Here is a 23701-nt window from a genome sequence, read left to right as displayed (position 1 = left end):
TTTAAGCAGGTGGCGTGGTGTATTGATGCATGATGCTGGAGAAGTCCAGATGGGCATCACCTTCCTGACACAGTTGTTGATAGAGTTTCTGTACCATGCTGCCGAGTACCACCGGCTGATCCACCTGTTGCGCGGCATCGACAGCCAGCCCCAAATCTTTGAGCATCAGTTGTGCGGCAAAACCGTCGGTATAACCCCGCGATGACGGCGCATTGACACAAATATCGGGCCACGGATTATAAATTTCAGAACTCCAGCAACGTCCGGTGGAACTGTTAATCACGCCAGCCAAGGCCTGTGGATCAATGCCCAGTTTGGCACCGAGTGCCATCCCTTCTGCAACCGCAGTCATGGAAATCCCCAGAATCAGGTTATTACAGATTTTTGCCACCTGTCCTGTTCCCACCGCACCACAATGTACCAGATTTTTACCCATACAGCCGAGAACAGGTTTAACGGCCTCAAAGGTGGCATCATCTGCGCCGACCATAAAGGTTAAAGTGCCATCTTTGGCACCTAAAGTACCGCCGGATACCGGTGCATCACAGACGCGAATCTGCTTGGCCTGCGCTGCTGCGGCAATCTCCTGAATGGTTTGCGGGTCAATGGTACTGCTGTCGATACATAAGCTGCCCGCTTGAAGCACCTCCAGAATACCGTGTTCACCCAAATAGACTTCACGCACATGCTTGGCTGCAGGCAACATGCTGACCACGATCTCCGCCTGCTTCGCGGCAGCTTGTGGACTGTCGCAGACGATACCGCCCGCTTGTGCAAAATGCTGTAAAGCCACTGCACTTAAGTCATAACCAAAAACCTGATGACCGGACTTGAGCAAGTTTTGCGCCATGGAGCCGCCCATGTTGCCTAAACCGATAAATGCAATCTTCATGCTGATGCTCCTTAACGCAGACTGATTGTGGTATTGACACCAGTGGTTTCCTGGTCATCTTCAAACCAGCGGCTGGTAATGGTTTTGGTCTGGGTATAGAACTGCACCGCCTGTTTGCCATAAGGACCGAGATCACCCAGTTTTGAACCGCGTGAACCGGTAAAACTGAAGAAAGGCACAGGTACGGGAATTGGAATGTTAATGCCCACCTGACCGATATCAATCTGGTTCTGGAAGGTACGTGCCGTATTGCCATTTTGGGTAAACAGTCCAACGCCATTACCAAACGGATTGGCATTAATCAGTGCAATCGCCTGTTCCAAAGTATCGACATGCATGATCGCCAGTACCGGACCAAATACTTCTTCTTTATAAATGCGCATATCGGTCGTGACCTGATTAAAAATCGTTGGTCCGACAAAATTACCCTGTTCATAGCCTGGAACCTGCACATCACGGCCATCGAGTAGCAGTTCAGCACCCTGTTCAACACCACTGTTAATTAAATCGATGACACGCGATTTGGCACGGGTTGAAATCACTGGTCCAACATCGGTATTCGGTTCATGCCCGGCATTTACCTTTAAGGTTTTGGTTTTATTGACCAGTTCATCGACCCAGTGCTTGGTCTCACCGACCATTACCGCCACGGAAAGTGCCATACAACGTTGACCTGCTGCGCCAAAAGCTGCACCGACCAACGCATTTAAGGTCTGTTCTTTATTCGCATCTGGCATTACCACGACATGGTTTTTAGCGCCCATCATAGACTGCACACGCTTGCCGTGCTGGCCTGCCAGGTTATAGACATGCGTACCGACCGCGGTTGAACCAACAAAAGAAATCGCTTTAATGTCGCGATGGGTACACAGTAAATCGACCACTTCTTTGCCGCCATGTACTACATTCAGTACGCCAGCCGGTACACCGGCTTGAATCGCTAACTCAACCAGCATCATGGTCGATAGCGGATCCTGTTCTGAGGGTTTTAATACAAAGGTATTGCCGCAGACAATCGCCATCGGGAACATCCACAGTGGAATCATCGCCGGAAAGTTAAACGGGGTAATTCCTGCACAGACACCCAAGGGTTGCTGCAAGGTATAGGTATCGACACCGCGTGCCACACCTTCAATATACTCACCCATTTGTAGTGAACCGATCGAACAGGCATGCTCCACCACTTCCAGACCGCGCTGAATATCACCTTCGGCATCGGCCAGAGTTTTCCCCTGTTCTGCTGTTAAGACCTGGGCAATACTTTTTAGGTTTGTACGAATCAGATCCTGCAGCTTCAGCATGATGCGCATGCGTGCCTGGATCGGGGTTTGGCGCCAGCTGGTAAAGGCATTTTGCGCAGCCGCAATCGCAGCATTGACTTCTTCTGTAGTAGCAAATGGCACCTGCCCCAAGACTTCCTGAGTGGCAGGATTAACAATATCTTGCCAATGGCTGGTTTTTGATTCGACAAATTCACCATTAATGAGAAGTTTTGCGGTGGTGAATCCGGTACTTTGCTGTGGATGAGAAATGGCGTTCATGGTCGCTCCGTGCTGGTTTGTTATTGTCGTTGTATTTGCCTTTACTGGCTTTTATTTAACGTATAATTTTTACGCTGTTTCAGCAGACTAACAAAGAACACTTTGACCACCAATAGAAAATGATGCACGATGATTGTGCAAATTTGCACAGGGATTTAACAGGATGTTAAATAGAAGATGAAAGTGGATTGGGATCATTTACGTTTCTTTTTAGTTTTGGCACGTGCTAAAACGCTTACCAATGCAGCACGCTTGATTGGGGTTGAACACAGTACCGTGGCACGGCGGATTCAGGCCCTGGAAAATACCCTCGGTACTCAACTGTTTAAGCGCGAAGCCACCGGTTATGAACTGACCTCGGAAGGTCTGGCACTGGTACCGCGTGTGGAACAGATGGAGCAGTCCTTTATCCAGATTGACAAGCGCCACGACCCTTTGCAAGGTCGGGTCCGGATTGGTGCGCCAGAAGGTTTTGGTACGGCATTTTTAGCCCGTCTTTTGGCAGAATTTTCCCAGCATTATCCTTTGCTGACCATTGACCTGATTCCGGTACCGAAAGCGATCAAACTTTCACATCGAGAAGCCGATATTGTGATCGCGATTGACCGGCCCAAATCTGGCCCCTATATCATTACTCGTTTGTCTAACTACTGCCTGAAACTGTATGGCAGCCAGCATTATTTACAGCAAAATCCGGAAATTAAAAAACTGGAAGACCTCCAGCAGCACCGTTTTGTCGATTATATTGATGATCTCGTCTATAGCACTGCACTGTATTCGCTGGAGCGTCTTCCCTTGCAGGTCAGTGCCTGTTTTCGCAGTAATAGTATTCTGGCGCAGGAAATTGCGGTTCGTGCAGGTGCTGGACTGGCCATTTTGCCGAAATTTCTGGTCAATGATAAAAGTGAACTGAAAGAGGTGCTGGGTCAGCAGCTCAGTTTTACCCACACTTTCTGGATGCTGACGCTGGTCGATCTGCAACATGAACCAAAAATAAAACTGGTCTGGGATTTCCTGCGCAAGCAGGCTGATCTTCAGCAAGACCTGTTAATGGGCAGATGAGAGATCTTGAATAAACTGTTCACGTTGCAAGCCTATACACCTTAGTTAAATCAACTGAAACAACAACGTATCGATACAGCAAATGAACGTATCACAACACTCCTGATCTCTGTGACTTGTTAAATTAACAGTCGATCATTCACGATGTTTAACGAGCTACAGGAAAATAATATGAAAATCTTGATGGTACTGACTTCACATGACCAGCTTGGCGATACCGGCAAAAAAACCGGCTTCTGGCTGGAAGAGTTGGCTGCGCCTTATTACACCTTTGTCGATGCAGGCGCAGAGGTAGTTTTGGCTTCTCCTGCAGGTGGTCAGCCACCGCTAGATCCAAAAAGTAATGAGCCGGATGCGCAAACCGAAACCACCAAACGCTTTGAAGCAGATGCATCGGCCATGCAGGCTCTTGCCAATACACACAAGTTGGGTGAAGTCTTAAATCAGGATTTTGATGCCGTGTTCTATCCGGGTGGTCATGGACCGCTATGGGATCTGGCCAAAGACCAGAATTCCATTTCTTTAATTGAGCAAACCTTGCAGGCAGATAAACCTGTTGCGCTGGTCTGTCATGCTCCGGGTGTCCTGCGTGATGTGAAAGATTCCGAAGGCCGTTCTATTGTAGAAGGCAAAACAGTCACCGGTTTCAGTAACACTGAAGAAGACGGCGTGGGTTTGACAGACATCGTTCCGTTTTTAGTTGAAGACATGCTGAAAGAAAAAGGTGGGAAATATTCCAAAGCTGAGGACTGGCAGGTATACGTGCAACAAGATGGTCTGCTCATTACTGGACAAAACCCGGCCTCTTCTGCTGCAACGGCTGAAGTCTTATTAAAATTATTAAAATAGACGTGATTCTAAAGTTTGCATTAAACCTTTAGATCATTTTCTTTGAAAAAGAAAAACCCTGAATAAGGCAATATTATTCAGGGTTTAATTTATCTATTTATTCCCAGATTTAGTTCGCTTCAACTGTCGTTGAGGCAATATGCTGAGCCAGTAATTCTCTGAGTTTAAATTTCTGGATTTTTCCCGATGGCGTCATCGGAATATCCTCCCAGATTTCCAAACGTTCCGGAAGATATTGCATGGCCAGATTATGAGTTTTTAGAAAATCTACCAGTTCATTAAAACTTAACGGCTGTGACGGATCTTTCAGCTTGATGATTGCACAAGCACGCTCGCCCATTCGCTCATCTGCATAAGCGACCAAAGCTACTGTTGCAATATTCGGATGCTTATAAAGTAGTGATTCAATTTCCGCGACCGGAATATTTTCTCCGCCACGGATAATTACATCCTTTTTACGTCCACAAATCCGGATATAGCCCTGCTCGTAATGTGGACGTTTTAAATAACCGCCAAAATTTGAACAGGTGCGGATCATCAAACGCCCGGATTCATTCACGGCTTTGGTCTGACCTTTTTTATCCACGATCTTGATTTCCACACCTGGCAAAGCGATGCCATCAGTATTGAAAGAGTGTTCATCCTCATCTTCAGGTCGGGTCAGCGTCACTGCACCACATTCGGTCATACCCCAAGCGGATATGACTTTAATGCCCAGAATTTCCCGGGCTTTTTGTACCAATGGCCCCGGAATGGGTGCATCAGCACACAGGAAAATTTTTAGTGAATCAACCTTGTCATGCTGTTCCGCCAGGGTATTGGACAGGTCATTCAGGAATGGGGTCGAGGCCATGGTGAAATTCACCTGATGCTGATGAATTAGATCCACTGCTTTGGCTACATCCCAGCTTGGACACATGGGACAACTTGCAAGCTGATTTCTTTGATTTTTATGGTCAGGCCTTAAATAAGCTGGCTTTTGATGATGTGGTTACCCTAATTCATCTGCTCAATAAAGTAAATGATGGTTTAAAAAGTATTCATCTGCATAAAGAAACGGATCAGGAATAAACAAATAGAAATATAGCTTTAATTGAAGAATATAAAAAAGAGCCTGAATTCAGGCTCTTTTTTATAAATTGAAATTATGCCTTTTGTGGATCGTATTGACGGTCTTTAATGAATATCCCGGACACTGCGCCACACAAGAAATAGGCACCCCCCATAATCAGGAAGCCTAAGCCAATTGAACCACCGCTGGCTGCCGCGCCAATAATTGCAGGGGCAAACATGGCGCCGATACGACCTGCATTATAAGCACCGCCTACCGCAGTACCACGAATCGAGGTGGCGAAGCTTTCTGTCATATAAGTGGCATTAATCGCATATGGAATGCCGTATAGGAATCCAAAGAATATCAGCAGATAGGCAATGTTATCTGGCGTATTGAATAGCACAATCACGGGCAGGAAAATCGCCGTTCCAATTGCTCCAAACGAAAAGACAGCGCGTCTACCCAGACGGTCTGCGGCAAAGCCCGCCAGAATTTTTCCGAAAATCATGGCTACATAGGTACCAATCATATAGCCTGCCATGGATTTAAAATTCATGTGCAATTCAGATTCCAGATATGCCGGCATCCAGTTGTTTACGCCATAGTAGCCAAATTGCAGAAAACCGGCCGTAAAGATCCACAAAATAAACATTCTACGATTCGCAGGATCCGCGAAAATCTCTTTGACTGTGCTTTTTTTGGCGGGTTGCTGTGCTGTGATTTCAGCTGGGGCATATAGACGCTGCAAACGTGCACGCTGCCAGGATTCTGGCTCAGGAACCAGTTTCTGGATAAAAATCGCCATAACCGAGGGAATAATGGCAATAAAAAAACAGGGTTCGCCAGCCATATTCTGGAATGATCCAGCCTGCCAGTACAGTGGCCACAATATAACCGACGGTCCATCCTGCCTGTAAGGTACCTAAAACCGTGGTGCGATATTCAGTTGGAACATATTCAGCCATGAGCGTATTGGCTGCAATATATAAAGAGCCTATGCCAAAGGCAGAAAGAAAGCGTAAAACAGCAAATTGTTCAAAGTTCTGTGCAAAGCCTAAGGCTGCGGTCAATATGGAAAATACCAGAATCGAAATGACTACGGTACGTACACGGCCCAGACGGTCACAGGCCCAGCCACCCATAAAGCCACCAATCGCCATACCTGCTAAGGTAAAACTGCCTAGTGTACCGGCCTGCAGATTACTGAGACCAAACTCTGCTTTCAGGCTATTTAAACTGAAAGACAGCAGCAACATGTCCGCGCCATCTACCAGTAAAGCCAGAAAGGCGAAAATAAAAGCAATTTGCTGCGTTCGTTTGGTCGTAGGTTTAATCTTTTCTAATTCTCTCGCTAAATCCGTCATATTTAAATCTCTGTTTTCCTATCCTTAGGTTTTCATGATCTTTTATATTTAAAGCTATTCCGCTAATGAATATGCTTTAAGGCTAATCCGTTTTTAATTCACTTGATTGACTCCTTTTTTAATCCTGTCTGGGAGATCGCTTTTTCCTTTTTATCAGTGACCTCTTGTTCTTCGTTCATACTTATATTTGCATCAGGCTAAAGAAAATAAGATGAATATTCATCATTTCAGATGTTTTATTTTGTTATACGAAATTTATTATCATAAAGTTGATTGTTCTTTCATTTTCATATAGCTTTAAAAAGAGGGATAAGAACGATATGTCATTTGAATATGATCGAACAGGGAGCGTAATAATGGGTGCCTTAACAGGATTTCGTGTACTGGATTTAAGCCGGATTTTGGCTGGGCCCTGGTGTAGCCAGATTCTGGCTGATCTGGGTGCAGAAGTGATCAAGATTGAAAAACCGGATCATGGGGATGATACCCGTATCTGGGGACCACCTTGGCTTAAAAACAATCACCAGCAAGATACCCATGAATCGGCTTATTACCTGTCAGCCAACCGTGGCAAGCATTCGGTTGCAATCGATTTATCTACACCTGAAGGTCAAAGTATTATCAAAAAACTTGCTGAACAGAGTGATGTAGTCATTGAAAACTATAAAGCCGGTTCGTTGAAACGATATGGGCTGGATTATGAAAGTCTGAGCCAGCTAAATCCGCGACTGGTATATTGTTCCATTACCGGTTTTGGCCAGAACGGTCCGCGTGCGCAAGAGCCGGGCTATGATTTTATCGTTCAGGGAATGGGTGGCATGATGAGTGTCACTGGCGAACGTGATGACCTGCCCGGTGGTGGCCCACAAAAAGCGGGTCTGGCCTTTGCCGATTTGACCACCGGCTTATATGCCGCAATTGCCATTCAGGCGGCTTTGTTGTCCCGTGAGAAAACCGGTGAAGGTCAGTATATTGATATGGCGCTGCTGGATACCCAGGTTGCTTCCCTCTCTGTTCTGGCCATGAATTATCTCACCTCAGGCAAAGTCCCCGGTCGCTTCGGAAATGCACATGCCAATATTGTGCCCTATCAGGTGTTTAAAGCCCAAGAAGGTGAATTTATTATTGCCTGTGGCAACGATCTGCAATTTCAAGCTTTGTGTCAGGCCGTTGGTTTGACTAAGGAGGCAGAAGATCCTCGCTTCTTGAAAAATTCTGGGCGTGTTACACATCGTGAAGAACTGACCACAGTTCTACAGGCTCATTTCTATACTCGACCGGCAAAAACCTGGGTGGATCTGATTCATGCGGTTAAAGTACCGGTAGGAATGATCAATGACCTGAAACAGACTTTGCAAGAAGAACAGGTATTGGCACGTGATATGGTGATTCAGATGCCGCATACCTTACGTGAAGATTACACTTCAATCGGTTCTCCGATTAAACTTTCCAAGACACCGGTAGAATATAAAAAGGCCCCACCTTGTCTGGGTGAAGATACCGATGCCATTTTGAGTCAATATTTAAGTTCTGCTGAAATAGAAGAACTAAAAAGCAAAAAAATCATCCAGCAGCGATAAGCCTGCAAGCAGTAAAAAAGGAATCTTTCGATTCCTTTTTTACTTTAAAGATAATGGATTAGATCATTCCTTAACAGGCCTTAGCGCTGGGCTGAACATTACGAGGCAGTTCACGACGCAGAATTTTGCCTACTGCAGACTTTGGTAGTTCGGACACAAATTCAATGAATTTCGGCAGTTTATAACTGGTCAGTTGCTGCTTCAGATAAGTCATGACTTCATCTTGGGTCAGAGTTTCATCCTGTTTCACAATAAATGCCTTGGGTACCTGTCCAGATTTTTCATCATCAATACCAATCACTGCACATTCCAGTATATTAGGATGTTTGGACAGTACGCCTTCCAGCTCATTGGGATAAACATTAAATCCGGACACCAGAATCATGTCTTTTTTGCGGTCCAGAATGGTGATATAGCCTTGTTCGTCCATACAACCGATATCACCTGTCAGGAAGTAACCATCTTTGGTAAATACCTGTGCTGTTGCTTCCGGTTGCTGCCAGTATCCTTTCATCACCTGTGGACCACGTATGGCGATTTCTCCAGCCTGATTAAGCTCTACAGGTTCTCCTTCATCATTCAGAATCAGAATTTCAGTCCCTGCCAATGGCAAGCCAATCGTGCCACTAAATCGCCGGCTTAAAGGAGGGTTAAAAGTTGCAGTTGGTGAGGTTTCAGAAAGTCCGTAGCCTTCATAAATCTGGCAGCCTGTAACCTCATGCCATAACTCTGCCGTATTTTTCAGAATAGATGCTCCTCCGCCGGTTGTGGTTTTCAGGCTTGAATGATCCAGTTCACGAAAATGTGAATGATGCGCCAAGGCATTAAACATGGTATTCACACCCGGAAAAACGGTCGGTGGATGTTTCTGGTATTGATCTACCAAAGCATCCAGATCTCTCGGATTTGGAATCAGAACATTGGCGAAACCACGGCTTAAACCATAACTGAACAGGCAGATGGTAAATCCATAAATGTGATACAGCGGCAAGGCACAGAATACATATTCATTTTCAGTGGCATAGCGGTCACCAAAATGGCTGATAAATACGGTACTGTTCTGGGCGATATTAAATAAAATATTGCGATGGCTCAGTTCTGCACCTTTAGAAACACCTGTGGTACCTCCCGTGTATTGCAGAATGACCGTATCTTCCTGATGCTGTACAGGTGTTTTGAAATCAATAATTTCTACCTGATTTATTGCCTGCCTAAAGTCAAAGAACTGTTTATCCGGATATTGTGTTGCCTGACTATAAATAGCACTTTGCTGCTCTTGAATAAAATCTGGCGAATGCGTCGAAATAACATATTTGAGTTGAGGACATTCCTCTAATGCTGTTAATTGCTCCAAAGTCTGTCCAAGGATAATCAAGGCTTCTGCACCTGAATCCTGTAGCTGATGATAGAGCTCGCGCTGGGTGTACATGGGGTTGACATTGACCAGCACATAACCGGCCCGAATAATGGCAAAGGTCGCGATTGGATATTGAATAATATTCGGTAACATCACCGCAATACGGCTGCCAGCAGTCAGCCCAAGACTCTGTAAATAGCTAGCCAGTTTCTGGCTATACACATCGATATCGTGATAGCTGAATTTGCGATCCAGATAAAAAAATGCTGTTTTATCCTGAAATTTTACCAAATTCTCAGCAATTGTCGTGCTCAGGGTTTTCTCAGGATCTGGCCGGGTAAACTCCGGATTAATGTTCCACTTTTTATATTCTTCCATCCATGGCTGAATGCTCATGACTATACTCCTGTCCTGGATTTACATTTATTTTGTATTATTTAAACCATAAGATTTTGATTTTAATTAAATATTTTTAAACCACTTTCTGCTGTCTCGATTCAATATACTGATAGTGATAACTGCTACGAATAAAATGCTGATTTTTATCTCTAAATGAGTGAGCATAATCCGGCCAGACCAAAGTCAGCTTGCGACTGACCGGGTCCAGATACCAGCTTTTACAGCTTTCCGATAACCAGACACTACCTTGCGAAAGCTGCTGTAGCTCCTGCATATAGCTATTTTCAGCTTCTTGATCTGCTTCAAAGACCTGAATCTGTTCCTGCTCAAAAAACTGCAAGGCATCCAGCACCAGATCAAACTGGGTTTCCAGAAAATAAAGTGCTGAATTATGTCCACTGCCTGTATTTGGCCCATTCAGGATGAACAGGTTTGGAAAGTTGTGTACGGTCGTTGACTGATAACCCTGCATACCGCTGGACCATTGCTGCTCCAGGCTTAAACCCTGTTTACCCACCACCTTTGCGGCATAGGGTGGACGTGCCGCTTCAAATCCTGTCGCAAATACGCTGATATCTGCAGAAAATTTATTTCCAGCCTGGCTTAATACACCGTCTTTCATAACTTCTGCCAATGCTGAGTCTTCAAGTGTGACATTTGGTTTTAGAAAAGTCGGATAATAATCATTAGAAAGCAATAAGCGCTTACAACCAGGTTCATAATTCGGCGTAAGTTTGCGCTGTAATTCAGGATCTGAAATCTGATGTTTTAAGAATTGCAGGCAGTTTTTCTTGACCCGCTCAATCTGGCTTTTCAGATTACGGCGTTGGGCAAAATTGTATTCATTGCCCCAGAACAAGGAATGTCTGAGGGCCGACATACTGTCCGGATCTTTGCGGAAAAGCTGTTTTTCTGACTCAGAATAAGCTCGGTCTGGTCGGGGCAAAATATATGGCGCACTACGTTGCAAGACGGTCAGGCTTTTGGCTGTTTTGGAAATTTCCGGCACAAGCTGGATGGCAGAAGCACCAGAACCCACCACAACGACATGTTGATTTTCCAGATTCAGCTCGTGGTTCCAGCGCGCGGAATGCATCACTTGGCCTTCAAATTCTTCCAGCCCCGGAATTTTCGGGAGATGCTCATCTGCCAGATGCCCGGTTGCGGTAATTAAAATCTCAGCCTGATACAGACCTATAGAGGTGTGAATTTCCCAGATGCGTTCTCGTGCATTCCAGCTGGCCTTTTCCAGTTGGGTATGAAAATTAATATGGGGCCGGATATTTTCCTGATCACAGCATTGAATTAAATAGCGCTGAATTTCTACCCTTTGTGGAAAGACACGCGACCAGTTGGGATTTTTAATAAACGAGAAAGAATATAAATGGGAAGGTACATCACAGGCGACTCCGGGATAGGTATTGTCACGCCAAGTACCGCCCACTTCTGCTGCACGTTCAATGATTTTAAAATCGTGGATGCCCTGCTGTTTAAGGCGGATTGCCATTCCCAAACCACCAAAACCGCTGCCTACAATTAGAATCTTGCTGCACTGTCCTTTAGCTTGCATTATTTATCTCCTTTAAGGCATATAAGGCTGGATTTTTTGATTCACCGGATATTGTTCTGGATGCTGGCTAAACTGGTTTACCAGTTGCACCACTTCGGCTGGCGCTTCGACATAGAGCGCATGTCCTGAAGAAATTTCGATATAGCGACTGTTCGAAATTGAAGCAAACAGCAGTTTAGCTTGCGCTACAGGCACCATGCGGTCTTCACGACAGGCAACGACTAGAGTCTCTGCACAGATGTCAGATAAAGCTGATGTAATATCAATGCGATAATTCAGTTCACGCTGTTTGGCTGCATCTTGGGATGGTTTAACAAAGCGTGCCAGATCCAGCACCTGCTGTTCGCTTCGTGCAGACAGATAATCATCGCTATACAGGCAATAATTGACAAAATGAGGCAAGGCCGCAGATTGTTCAGTAAATAACTGTTGCCAGATAACGGTACGCAGTTGTTGCACCGAGCTAGTTTTGGCCCAACCGGCTAACAGGATCAAACGCGCTACGCGCTGTTTTAAACTGGCTGCTACTTGTGCAGCAATCACTGCACCGAGTGAATAGCCTACCACTGTAATGATTTCATCTTTTGCAACTGCATGCTGAATCAATGCTTCAACCTGTTGGCTAAAATCAGTCACCGCCAGATCGGCTTTATCGGGGGTATGCAAATCAATGGATAAAACCCGCTGATGAATACCCAGCATCGGAAAAATATAGCTGAAATGCTTGTCGGTATTTCCACCGGTGCCATGAATCAAAATAATAGTCGGAAATGCAGAACGCTGTCCGACTTCATGAAAATTAAGCTGCAGATCAGCATAAGGACACTGTCGAGTAATCATGTCTAAATCCATATAGACTCCTGATCTTGTTGTTTTATGGTTTATTCAATATCCGAGAATAAATCTCAATATTTGAATTGGGTGAGGATGCAAAAATTATTAAAAAAGACCCACGACACGAGTATCGTGGGTCAAAAGGTTTAATCGAATTTGAACTCTTCAGGTTCAAGTAAAAACAGGCTTTCACCGCCCGCCTGAATATTGGCAAAGTGGGTTGAAGTTCTTGGCAAAATACGCGCAAAGAAGAATTGTGCAGTTTTGATCTTGGCTGCATAGAACGGATCAGTATTGCCTTCTTCAATTTTCTGCTGCGCAGTAATTGCCATCTTCAGCCACAAATAAGCGGACACGACATAACCAGAGAAATATAGGTAGTCAACTGATGCTGCCCCAATTTCATTGGCAGACTGTTGAGCCTGCTCCTGAATGGTTCTGGTTAATTTCAGCCATTGTTCAGTCAACTGGCTGACTTGTGCAACTTGCTGGCTGAACTGGATATGTTGCTGATGCTCTTTTACAAAGCCCTGAATTTCATCGGTTAATGCGGTCAGCAAACCCAATTTTGAGCCCAGCACTTTACGCGCCAGCAAGTCAATGGACTGAATTTCAGTAGTTCCTTCATAGAGGCTGGCAATACGTGCATCACGGGCAATCTGTTCCATGCCATGTTCAGCAATATAACCGTGACCACCTAAAATCTGCATACCATGTTTAGCCGCTTCTATGCCGGTTTCGGTCATTAATGCTTTGGCAATAGGGGTTAATAATGCTAGACGGTCTTCAGCTGCTTTCTTTTCTTCCGGGCTGTCAGTGGCTTCAGCGATATCGGCATAGGTCGCCAGATAATATGCAAGTGCACGTGAACCTTCTGCAAACACCTTTTGAGTCAGCAGCATGTTACGTACTGCCGGATGCACGATAATCGGATCTGCAGGCTGGCCTGGCACTTTTGCACCTTCAAGAGAACGCATCGCCAGACGGTCTTTGGCATAAGCCAATGCCCCCTGATAAGAAGATTCTGCTGCTGCCAAGCCTTGAATAGCTGTACCGATACGTGCCGAGTTCATAAAGGTAAACATGCAGTTCAGACCGCGATTTTCAGGCCCAATCAGGAAACCTTTGGCATTATCAAAATTCAGCACACAGGTCGCATTGCCGTGAATGCCCATCTTGTGTTCAATGGCGCTACACACCACACCATTACGGGAAGCCACATTACCTGCTTCATCCAGATTGTATTTCGGCACAATAAACAGCGAAATACCTTTGGTTCCCGCAGGTGCATCTGGCAAACGTGCCAGTACGATATGCACGATATTTTCAGCCAGGTCATGTTCACCGGCTGAGATAAAGATTTTCTCACCGCTGATGCTATAGCTACCGTCTTCATTTGGCACAGCTTTGGTACGAATCAGGCCAAGATCAGAGCCGGCATGAGATTCAGTCAAGCACATGGTTCCAGTCCAGCGGCCTGCAATTAAAGGTACCAGGAATTTCTGTTTCTGTTCATCGCTACCGTGGTGCTCTAAAGTACGCATGGCACCATGGGACAGGCCTGGGTACATGCCCCAAGACCAGTTCGTTGCGGTAATAATTTCAGAAATGGCAATACGGTATAAGGTCGGGAAGCCCTGACCGCCATATGCTTCGTCACCAGTTAATGAGGTAAAGCCGAGTTCTACATATTTGTCATAAGCTGCTTTAAACCCATCCGGGGTGGTTACGACGCCATCCTGCAAACGGCAACCCTGCTGGTCGCCTGTCGCATTAATCGGTAGAAGTTCGTTTTGGCAAAAGTCCGCAGCGACTTCCAGATATTGCTCCATAATATCCATAGAAACCTTGTCTGCGAATTTTGCATAGCCCTGATATTTCTGTTCAACGTTTAACAGGTCTTTCAGGACAAACTTCATGTCTTTTAATGGCGCAATATAATTTCTCATCGTAATTCCCTTGTATGAGTTCTAATTTGTATATTTATGACAATTAATTTCATAATACGAAATTATGTTTTAAATCCACTATAATATAATTTAAAGAATAAAATCTAGTCATTCGATGAAATTTCCCATTTAAAAATAAAAAATATCTCTGTACACGACAAATTTCACAGAACCCTTATCCTATCAGGGTTCTGCCTTCTTAAAATTGCCAAAATTTCCTTAAACTCTTCTTTTTTCCCAAAACCAATTAAACGCTGAATCGCCATTTGAACATAGTCTAAACCATAGCGAAATAAACTCATTGAGAGTCGTCCATGCTTCTTTATTTTTATCGCTTTTTTTTGATCATGTTGCCATTCACCCGTTAAGTAACACCAACAGAAGCTTATAGCTAACACCGCAATCAATTTTTTCACTCGTCTAGGGTCTGTCAAGCGCGTATTTTCAAGATTAAACCCGCGTCCTTTGAGACAACTGAATAAGGTTTCAATTTCCCAGCGTAATGCATAATCCTGAATAGCATTGGCATTAAACTGAGGAGAAACGACGAGTAAAAGCTCTCCATTTTCTAACTGTAGTGCACTTATATATAGTTTCACCCGACCAACCAAAATCCGTCGTTTACGACATTCAATTTGACCAACTTTAAGATGGCGAAATAAATCACTAATTTTATGATTCTTTCCTAAATGATTGGTGACAATGAAGTTTTTTTAACACGAATGCAGAAGTTGATGTCTTGTTCAATTAACCATGTAAACCACTGCTCACCGATAAACTCTCTGTCTGCGAACACATTCACAATACGGTCTTTACCAAAAATGGCTATAAAGCGTTGAATCAAAGCAATACGCTCTTTCGTATCTGAATTTCCACGTTTATTAAGCAATGTCCAAAGGATAGGTATCGCTATTCCACGATAAACGATTGCGAGCATCAGGATATTAATATTTCGTTTTCCCCATTTCCAATTGGTTCTATCTAAAGTCAGTTGCACTTGGTCGAATGAAAACATATTGAAAATCAACTGAGAAATTTGACGATAATCAAAATACTGACCTGCAAAGAAGCGCTGCATACGTCGATAAAATGATTGTGGTAAGCACTTGATGGGCAAGGCTTTAGATGCAGAAGAAAGATTACATGTTTGCTTTAAAATAATCACAAGCATGATGAGCGCAAAGCACTTTAAATGTGACTTGTTCCATTTTAGATATTTGTTTAAGATAAGATATAACTCATTGAGATGTGTCATAGTATTCGTCGTTAGAAAACAATTATTATGACATTATTTCAATGAGTTATCTATTTTTGTCGTGTACAGAGAAAAAATATACAGGATGAAAAAAGCCATTCATGGTGGAATGGCTTTTCTATTCAGCGACTTCACTAAAGTTGATTAACGTGGAAAAAATTGAGCTAAACGTTGCTGAACAATCTGCTCTGCCTCCTGCATGATATTTTCGATCAGCGCCTGACAAGTCGGAATGTCATGAATCAATCCCATCACTTGACCTGCAGTCAGTACACCAGCATCAATATCGCCATTTTCTAAAGCGAGCTTGCCTTTTAAACCGCTGACATAGGGACGAATCTGTTCAAATTGCAGGTTTGGATCTTCACTCATTTTCACCACAAGATCAGATACCGCATTTTTGGCAACACGGGCAGTATTCCTGAACTGTCGATACAGCAGATGTGTCGCCCTTTCATCATTATCGACATAGAACTGTTTGATGTTTGAATGGATCGGCGCTTCCTGAGTCGCACAAAAGCGTGTACCCATATTGATGCCTTCAGCACCTAAAGCCAAAGCTGCGACCAGACCACGGCCATCAGCAAAACCGCCACTGGCCACAATCGGCACAGTAAGCTGATCCGCAGCGGCAGGAATTAAAATCAGGCCAGGAATATCGTCTTCACCCGGATGGCCCGCACATTCAAAACCATCAATCGAAATGATATCCGCACCGATTCTTTGTGCTGAAAGCGCATGACGGACGGAAGTACATTTATGAATGACAATAATGCCGTGTTGCTTAAACGCCTCAATATGTTCATGTGGCTTGTTGCCTGCTGTTTCTACGATTTTGATACCGCTTTCAATGATCGCCTGTCGGTATTCTGCATATGGCGGCGGATTCACAGCGGGCAATAAAGTCAGATTGACCGCAAAAGGCTGATCGGTCATTTCTCGGCAGCGTGCAATTTCCTTGACCAAGGCTTCAGGCGTCGGTTGAGTCAATGCCGTTAATGTTCCCAAGCCACCTGCATTAGATACGGCACTGGCCATTTCTGCGGTACCGACCCACATCATGCCGCCCTGAATAATTGGATAGCGAATGCCTAAAAGCTCGGTAATACGGGTCTGAATTTTCATAAATGCTCTCCTTAGCATCCGGTAAATTGTGCAGGGCGTTTTTCGACAAAAGCCTGGACACCTTCTTTATAGTCCTGACTGCTCAGAGCCCGATATTGCAGGTTTTGTTCCAGCTCCAGTTGCTGGTCTATGTTATTTTCAGCACTGCGTTGCAAGGCCTGTTTGGTTAAAGCCAGCGCATAAGTCGGCTGTTGAGATAATCGGTGTGCAATGTCGTCGATATAAGCATCAAATTCTGTATCTGGAAGCATTTTCCAGATCATGCCCATTTCAGCGGCCTCTTTGGCATACACCGGTTCCCCCAGAAAAGTAAGTGCCATGGCACGTGCATAACCGATTAAACGTGGCAACATCCAGGTGCCACCGGCATCAGGAATCAAGCCAATTTTAGAAAAGGCCTGAATAAATCGGGCACTTTCCTTGGCAATGACCAGATCACAGGCCAGCGCGATATTGGCACCTGCACCAGCAGCCACACCATTCACTGCTGCGATTACCGGTTTGGGACTCTGGCGGATCAGATTAATCAAGGGATTATAGTATTTGGCCAGCGAGCCTTGCGGTGGCAAAGGCACATTGCCGAGCTGTCCAGCACGTTCTTTTAAATCCTGTCCCGCTGAAAATGCCCGGCCATTACCGCGAATCACAATTACCCGAATATTCGGATCTGTATTCCAGTTTTTCAGCACCTGTTGCACTTCCTCATGCATTTGCTGGTTAAAACTGTTGAGTGAATCCGCGCGGTTAAAGCTTAAGGTTGCGACGCCTTGCTGAACCTGAGTTTGAATCGTTTCCCACATCATTAATTTCCTTATTTTTTTGCCGGTATCCCTACAATTAATAGCCTTTATTAACATCTACCTGATGGCATAAATCCAGCCCGAGATTTAAACGTCGGTCATTTTCTAGAATCTGTTCCACCACCACAGACATGGGTGCATGTGAGGCAACATGTGGTGTAACAACGATCTTTTCATGCTGCCAGAATGGATGTTCAGCAGCTAATGGCTCCTGTTCAAATACATCGACAATTGCACCACGTAACTGGCTGGAATCTAATGCATTTAATAAATCTTGCTCAATTAAATGCTGACCCCTCCCGACATGAATTAATGCCGCCTGCTCAGGCAACCGCTGAAATAATTCAGCAGAAAGAATGCCGGTATTTTCTTCAGTGAGTGGCAGCAGGTTAATCAGAATCTGACTTTGAGCCAGGAATTCGGAAAGCTGTTCTTGGCCTACATAGCTTTTAACTTGATTAATGTCTTTTGGGGAATTCGACCAACCAGAGACTTGATAGCCCATGTCTGCGAAACGTTCTGATACGTATCCACCCATATGCCCCAGTCCCATAATTCCGATCTGGATATGATGGCTATAACTTTGACGATACTGTTTCCATAGCTGCTGCTTTTGCTGCTGGATCATGCAGTCAAAATAACGCTGGAAATACAGCACGCCCCAGAGCAGGTAATCAAGCATGCCTTTTTGATGATGTGGATCCAGTACCCGGCAGACTGACTGGTCAGCTCTAATCTCGTTTAAATTTAAATGTTCGACCCCTGCAGCAATCGAATGAATTAGACCAAGTTCTGGAAGTTGCCGAAGTTTTTCCAGATCTGGAAACCACGAAGCTGCTGTGGTCGCCTGTTCAGCTTCCGGGCTGTCCACTGTACAGAAACTGCCAGCAGGCGCATATTTCTGAAAAGACTTGACCAGAATCGCCTCAATATTCGGCACAGTACTGGAAATCACAATCATGATGCATACTCCGTATATTGATGTTCAATCAGGGATAATGCAGCCTGCCAGGCACGCTGTAAAATCGGTTCAACTAAAGGACTGGCGAACTGCTTGGCAGTTTTAATTCGGACTTCTTCTGCTGGATAATGCAATTCAGCACCACCGCTTAAGGCCTTCACCTGTGCCTGACAGGCACGCTCCAGAAAATAGATTTCATGAAAGGCCCGTGCAATCGTTTCGCCAGCCGTTAAAAGTCCGTGATTGCGCAAAATCATGGCGCGATGGCTGCCCAGGTCCTGAATCAGGCGTTCCTGTTCATCTGTTGACAATGCAACGCCCTCATATTCGTGATAGGCCACCTGCTGATAAAATTTCAACGCATGCTGGGAAATAGGAAGAAGTCCGTGTTTCTGTGCAGAAACTGCTATGCCATCTGCGGTATGCGTATGAATGACACAGTTCAGATGAGCATGTGCTTCATGAATTGCAGAGTGGATGACGAAGCCCGCCATATTCACCGGCTTGTCCTGTTCATAGCTTTCTACAACCTGCCCTTCATGATTAATCTTCACCAGCGTTGAAGCACACATTTTTTCAAAAGCGACACCATACTGATTAATCAGAAAACAGTCAGGTTGATCGGGAACTCTTAAACTGATGTGAGTATCGATCAGGTCCGTCATCCGGTAATGCGCGATAATGCGATAAAGCGCTGCGAGTTCACAACGTGCCTGCCATTCAGCATCTGTGACGAGATTTTTTATTGTCATCGTTCCATCCTGGAAAAATATAGCATTTTGATCACTATCTGTTATATCATAATTTCAGGAAAACAGAATATTATTTCATAAAGCGAAATAAATCGTTACAAGGAGTGGATATGCCCACATCACAATTAAACGGACTTGAATATCTTACCGCAATTAAAAATGGGGAAATCCCCAGCTCAGCCATGAGTGAAATTATTCCCATGCGTCTGACCTTGGTGCGCGAAAACTATGTGGAATATGAGGTGCGTCCTGATCAGCGCCATTATAATTTACAGGGTGGTATTCATGGCGGCTTTTGTGCAACGGTTCTAGATAGTGCCACTGGCGCTGCCGTGCATACGACAGTAGATGCAGGTGTCAGTTTCTCGACCATTGACCTGAATGTAAAAATGCTGAAAGCGATGAAAAGCGGCGAAACCTATACAGCTATTGGTGAAGTCATCCGGATCGGGCGTAATGTACTGACCTCAGAAGGCCGAATTATCGATAAAGAAGGTAAAGTTTATGCTTTTGGTTCAGCGACTTTATTAGTCACTGCCCGTAAGTAAATCATTACAGTGATGTAATCAATCCCTGCATGTGCAGGGATTTTTATTTTGAAAGAAAAATCCCAATAAAGAATGCCATGCATATCATAGATACATGGCATTAAGACTATGACTAAACTGTTATGCAGCTTCAGGGTTTTCAATCACCATCGCCAAGCCTTGACCCAGACCGATACACAGACTAATCACGGCATATTTTTTACCGGTACGCTGTAACTGACGTGCAACGGTTAAAGCCAAACGCGCACCCGAACAGCCCAGTGGATGACCAATGGCAATCGCACCACCATTTGGATTGACACGCGGATCATCCAAAGCGACATCCAGACCTTTCAGGCAAGATAATACCTGACTGGCAAAGGCTTCATTAATCTCGATGATATCCATATCGTCTAGCGTCAAACCAGCACGTTGTACTGCCTTTTTAATCGCTTCAATTGGGCCTGCACCCATGATGCGTGGCTCAATGCCAGCGGCTGCAGAAGACAGGATACGAGCCAAAGGTTTTAAGCCATACTGTTCCTGAACTTTTTCACTGCCGATAATCAGTGCTGCAGCGCCGTCATTGATTCCTGATGCATTACCCGCTGTTACTACACCACCTTCAAATAGCGGTTTTAACTTGGATAAAGCTTCAAATGTTGAAGATGCACGTGGATGCTCATCCTCAGTAATTTGTTTAGGTGGTAATTTGCGTCCTTGAGAAACTTCAATCGGGGTAATTTCACCTTCAAAGAAACCTGCCTCTTTCGCTGCCTGATATTTTGCCTGTGATGCAGCGGCAAAGGTGTCAGCCTGTTCACGGCTAATACCGAACTCTTCAGCCACATTATCACCTGTTTCAGGCATACTGTGCGCGCCAAACTGATCCGTAAATTTACGGTTCGGGAAACGGGTACCAATTGTGGTGTCATAAATTTTGGCATCACGTGAATACGCGCTTTCTGCTTTGCCCATCACAAAAGGTGCGCGGGTCATGCTTTCTACGCCACCGGCAATGTACAACTCGCCTTCACCTGCAGTAATGGCACGTGCCGAATCAATCACAGCACCGAGACCTGATGCACATAAACGGTTTACCGTCTGACCTGGAACTGTTACCGGCATACCCGCTAACAACGCTGCAAAACGTGCCACATTACGGCTGTCTTCACCGGCCTGATTGGTGCTACCAAAGATTACATCTTCTACATCTGCTGCCGGGATACCGGTTTTTTTCAGCAGGTTTTTAATGACTGTAGCTGCCAGATCATCTGGACGTACGCTTGCCAGACTTCCTGCATGGCGACCGATTGGTGAACGTAAACCATCATAAATATATGCATTTAACATGAGTGTTATTCCTTTAACTTTCTAATTAATGTGTTGTATGAACAAGTGGTAGACCAAGCTGAACACGGCGACGCAACCAAGGACTTGAACGGTAACGCTGGTCACGGGTAATCGCAGTCATACGATCCAGAATTTTTAGAATTTTTTCAGCTCCCAGCACATCCCCCCATTCAATTGGTCCATACGGATAACCAAGGCCTAATTTCACCGCGATATTGATATCTTCTACCGTTGCAACGCCTTGCTGGGCAATATCACAGCCGAGATTCACAATCATTGCCAAAGCACGTTGAGCCACAAAGCCGACGCTTTCCTGAATTACGCTGGCGGTCACACCATCCAGATTGAAAATCGATTGGGCTGCTTTTACCAGCTCAGGTTGGGTGACAAAAGTTGGCATCAAGGTACGGTGTTTATGCAGACCATATAGCAGATCGATACACACCACTTGCTGAGGTGCCAGCTGATAACGGATCGCAGCTGATGTTGCATCCTCACCATAAGTGGCAATCAGGATTAAAGCCTCTGCTGAAGGTATCTCAGTTTGCTCAATCTGAATGTTGAACTGTTGCAGATATTGCTCAAGTGCCTGACGGTCTTCGTCATATTCGGTGCCTAGCCAGACTGATGGATATTGACTTAGCTTATCAACCAATGCTGGAGTAACATCACCTTCTTTGCTACCTGAAGTGTAATCATAGAAACCTTTACCAGTTTTACGACCTAACTGCTTGGCAATAAAACGCTGACGGGTAATCACGCTTGGACGGTAACGTGCTTCTTCATAATACTGATGATAAATCGATTCACTCACCGGGTGCGAGACATCCATACCGGTCAGATCACCTAATTCAAACGGCCCCATTTTGAAACCGATTCCGTCACGGTAGATCCTGTCAATATCATAAAATGGTGTGACATTTTCATTCAAAATTGCATAGGCTTCGCTACCAAAGGCACGGCCGGCATGGTTAATGATAAATCCTGGAGTATCTTTAGCTTTGACCGGACGATGACCCATTTTTGTAGAGAGCTGGGTTAATGCTTCAATAATATCAGCGCGGGTATTAAAGCCTTCAATCACTTCGACTACTTTCATGAGTGGGACCGGATTAAAGAAGTGATAACCGGCAACACGCTCTGGCTGACTGCAATTGGCAGCAATTGCACTGATCGACAATGAAGAGGTATTGGATGCCAGAATCGCTTCTGGTTTTATAATTCCTTCAAGCTGCTGCATCAGTTTTTGCTTGATGTCCAGATTTTCAATAATCGCTTCAACAATCAAGTCACAATCTTTCAGGTCTTCTAGCTGCTGCGCAGTCGACAGATGAGCAATATCTTCAGCGGCTTTTTCATGGCTGAATTTACCTTTATCTGCCAAGGTATTTAATGTTTTGGCCAGTTTGTCCTGTGCCTGTTCAGCTGCCCCTTCTTTGGCATCAAACAGTATCACATCATGACCAGACTGAATCGCGATCTGGGCAATACCTGCACCCATCGTGCCTACACCAATAATGCCGATTTTCTGAATCTGAATACTCATGCTTATCGTCCCTGATAATTCGGTTTACGTTTTTCGATAAAGGCCTGCATACCTTCTTTTTGATCTTCTGAAGAAAACAGCATCTGGAAAGATTTACGCTCCAGGGTAAGTCCGGCATTGAGCGGCACATCTTCGGCCAATAAAGCCACTTCCTTGATTTGCTCCAAAGCAATTGGTGGCATTTTTGCCAGCCCTTCTGCCATCTTGATGGCAGTTGCAAGGGTTGCACTGTCTTCAGTCACCTGGGACACCAGACCAATTTGATAGGCTTCCGGTGCAGGTACCAAACAACCGGTCATGATCATGCGCATGGCATGGAATTTACCCACTGCACGGAATAAACGTTGCGTACCACCAGCACCCGGCATAACCCCCACTTTCACTTCAGGCTGACCAAACTGGGCACTTTTCCCGGCAATAATAATGTCTGCATGCATGGCCAGTTCACAGCCACCGCCAAGTGCATAACCGTTTACAGCTGCAATCACCGGTTTTGAACACTGTGCAATCGCCTGCCAGTAACGTTCAGTGCGACGTTGCATCATTTGAATGGTTTCAGCATTGGCCAGTTCTTTTAAATCAGCTCCTGCTGCGAAATCTGTTTCACCACCGGTAAGAATAATGACACGGATATTTTCATCGGCATTCAGTTGCAAAAAAGCCGCCGCGAGTTTCTGGCGAACTTCTGTATTCAGGGCATTTTTCGCTTCTGGTCGATGAATTTTAACCATCGCTACATGAGTTGAGATTTGTTCTATTTGAACGACCTGTTCCATTAAAAAACTCCATTTATTTTGTATAGCGAAATTTCATTTTATATAAAACTAAGGTTTCTCAAGCTATAAATCAAGGATTTTTAACTCCAGAATTCAAAAAAGTTATTTTTTACTAAAAATAGAGTAAAAACTCTTGTTCATCTGGTTATTTTATG

At 44.8% G+C, this 23701-nt stretch carries 18 protein-coding genes and 3 pseudogenes; 5 read left to right on the top strand and 16 right to left on the bottom strand.

Features of this window, described 5'->3' with window-relative positions; all coding sequences use genetic code 11:
- Position 1: 1 nt before the first annotated feature.
- Positions 2 to 892, bottom strand: a complete 891-nt coding sequence (gene mmsB / locus F891_RS07225) for a 3-hydroxyisobutyrate dehydrogenase (protein ID WP_005262947.1) — start codon at positions 890 to 892, stop codon at positions 2 to 4.
- Between the two features lie 11 nt (positions 893 to 903).
- Positions 904 to 2433 (bottom strand): CoA-acylating methylmalonate-semialdehyde dehydrogenase, encoded by a 1530-nt coding sequence (locus F891_RS07220; protein WP_004280287.1) that lies wholly within the window; start codon positions 2431 to 2433, stop codon positions 904 to 906.
- Positions 2434 to 2610: 177 nt separating this feature from the next.
- Between F891_RS07220 and F891_RS07215 the strand changes: the two genes are divergently transcribed.
- On the top strand, positions 2611 to 3495 hold the full coding sequence (locus tag F891_RS07215) for a LysR family transcriptional regulator (RefSeq protein WP_004280289.1): 885 nt from the start codon (positions 2611 to 2613) through the stop codon (positions 3493 to 3495).
- A 171-nt stretch (positions 3496 to 3666) separates the two neighbouring features.
- Positions 3667 to 4344 (top strand): type 1 glutamine amidotransferase domain-containing protein, encoded by a 678-nt coding sequence (locus F891_RS07210; RefSeq protein ID WP_004730940.1) that lies wholly within the window; start codon positions 3667 to 3669, stop codon positions 4342 to 4344.
- A 109-nt stretch (positions 4345 to 4453) separates the two neighbouring features.
- On the opposite strand, the pseudogene F891_RS07205 reads toward F891_RS07210, so the two are convergent.
- Positions 4454 to 5251 (bottom strand): annotated as a pseudogene (locus tag F891_RS07205) (AMP-binding protein); the annotation flags it as partial.
- A 2-nt stretch (positions 5252 to 5253) separates the two neighbouring features.
- On the opposite strand from F891_RS07205, the pseudogene F891_RS17830 reads away from it, so the two are divergent.
- A pseudogene (locus F891_RS17830) lies at positions 5254 to 5415 on the top strand (MarR family transcriptional regulator); the annotation flags it as partial.
- A 74-nt stretch (positions 5416 to 5489) separates the two neighbouring features.
- Here the strand turns inward: F891_RS17830 and F891_RS07200 are convergent.
- Positions 5490 to 6762 (bottom strand): annotated as a pseudogene (locus F891_RS07200) (MFS transporter).
- A 356-nt stretch (positions 6763 to 7118) separates the two neighbouring features.
- Here F891_RS07200 and F891_RS07195 point away from each other — a divergent pair.
- Positions 7119 to 8342 (top strand): CaiB/BaiF CoA transferase family protein, encoded by a 1224-nt coding sequence (locus F891_RS07195; protein ID WP_004730946.1) that lies wholly within the window; start codon positions 7119 to 7121, stop codon positions 8340 to 8342.
- Positions 8343 to 8412: 70 nt separating this feature from the next.
- Here the strand turns inward: F891_RS07195 and F891_RS07190 are convergent, their stop codons facing one another.
- From F891_RS07190 to F891_RS07145, 9 genes are all read right to left on the bottom strand, one after another.
- The gene (locus tag F891_RS07190; RefSeq protein WP_004730948.1) at positions 8413 to 10095 is read right to left on the bottom strand and encodes an AMP-binding protein; all 1683 of its coding nucleotides are present in this window, start codon (positions 10093 to 10095) and stop codon (positions 8413 to 8415) included.
- A gap of 76 nt (positions 10096 to 10171) precedes the next feature.
- The gene (locus F891_RS07185; RefSeq protein WP_005262938.1) at positions 10172 to 11668 is read right to left on the bottom strand and encodes a flavin-containing monooxygenase; all 1497 of its coding nucleotides are present in this window, start codon (positions 11666 to 11668) and stop codon (positions 10172 to 10174) included.
- 12 nt (positions 11669 to 11680) lie between these two features.
- On the bottom strand, positions 11681 to 12520 hold the full coding sequence (locus F891_RS07180; protein ID WP_004730953.1) for an alpha/beta fold hydrolase: 840 nt from the start codon (positions 12518 to 12520) through the stop codon (positions 11681 to 11683).
- 128 nt (positions 12521 to 12648) lie between these two features.
- Entirely contained in the window at positions 12649 to 14451 is a 1803-nt protein-coding gene (locus F891_RS07175) for an acyl-CoA dehydrogenase C-terminal domain-containing protein (protein WP_005262936.1), read from the bottom strand.
- A gap of 164 nt (positions 14452 to 14615) precedes the next feature.
- Positions 14616 to 15706 (bottom strand): IS4-like element ISAba1 family transposase gene (locus F891_RS17345; protein WP_085940413.1). Its coding sequence is split into 2 segments (ribosomal slippage): positions 14616 to 15166 and positions 15166 to 15706, totalling 1092 coding nucleotides; the frame shifts between segments, so codons are not numbered across the junction.
- 144 nt (positions 15707 to 15850) lie between these two features.
- The gene (locus F891_RS07160; RefSeq protein WP_004730958.1) at positions 15851 to 16831 is read right to left on the bottom strand and encodes an NAD(P)H-dependent flavin oxidoreductase; all 981 of its coding nucleotides are present in this window, start codon (positions 16829 to 16831) and stop codon (positions 15851 to 15853) included.
- Between the two features lie 11 nt (positions 16832 to 16842).
- Positions 16843 to 17631, bottom strand: a complete 789-nt coding sequence (locus tag F891_RS07155; RefSeq protein WP_004730960.1) for an enoyl-CoA hydratase-related protein — start codon at positions 17629 to 17631, stop codon at positions 16843 to 16845.
- A gap of 37 nt (positions 17632 to 17668) precedes the next feature.
- Positions 17669 to 18592 (bottom strand): 2-hydroxyacid dehydrogenase, encoded by a 924-nt coding sequence (locus F891_RS07150; protein WP_004730961.1) that lies wholly within the window; start codon positions 18590 to 18592, stop codon positions 17669 to 17671.
- Entirely contained in the window at positions 18589 to 19344 is a 756-nt protein-coding gene (locus F891_RS07145) for a class II aldolase/adducin family protein (RefSeq protein ID WP_004730963.1), read from the bottom strand. The genes F891_RS07150 and F891_RS07145 overlap by 4 nt, the downstream gene beginning before the upstream one ends.
- A 110-nt stretch (positions 19345 to 19454) precedes the next feature.
- Between F891_RS07145 and F891_RS07140 the strand changes: the two genes are divergently transcribed.
- Positions 19455 to 19892 (top strand): PaaI family thioesterase, encoded by a 438-nt coding sequence (locus F891_RS07140; protein WP_004730966.1) that lies wholly within the window; start codon positions 19455 to 19457, stop codon positions 19890 to 19892.
- 120 nt (positions 19893 to 20012) lie between these two features.
- On the opposite strand, the gene F891_RS07135 is transcribed toward F891_RS07140, so the two are convergent.
- The 3 genes from F891_RS07135 to F891_RS07125 are packed head-to-tail and all read right to left on the bottom strand — an operon-like array spanning position 20013 to position 23546.
- Complete coding sequence (locus tag F891_RS07135) at positions 20013 to 21224, bottom strand: 3-oxoadipyl-CoA thiolase (RefSeq protein WP_004730968.1); 1212 nt, start codon at positions 21222 to 21224, stop codon at positions 20013 to 20015.
- A 25-nt stretch (positions 21225 to 21249) separates the two neighbouring features.
- Positions 21250 to 22770, bottom strand: a complete 1521-nt coding sequence (locus F891_RS07130; protein WP_004730970.1) for a 3-hydroxyacyl-CoA dehydrogenase — start codon at positions 22768 to 22770, stop codon at positions 21250 to 21252.
- A gap of 2 nt (positions 22771 to 22772) precedes the next feature.
- Entirely contained in the window at positions 22773 to 23546 is a 774-nt protein-coding gene (locus F891_RS07125; RefSeq protein ID WP_004730972.1) for an enoyl-CoA hydratase, read from the bottom strand.
- Positions 23547 to 23701 lie beyond the last annotated feature (155 nt).

Origin of the sequence: Acinetobacter sp. CIP 101966, from assembly GCF_000369725.1 — a bacterium.
In the GTDB taxonomy this organism is placed as follows: Bacteria; Pseudomonadota; Gammaproteobacteria; order Pseudomonadales; family Moraxellaceae; genus Acinetobacter; species Acinetobacter lwoffii_Q.
Note: the sequence above shows the minus strand (reverse complement) of the source record. Positions and strands in the feature narration are given on the sequence as shown.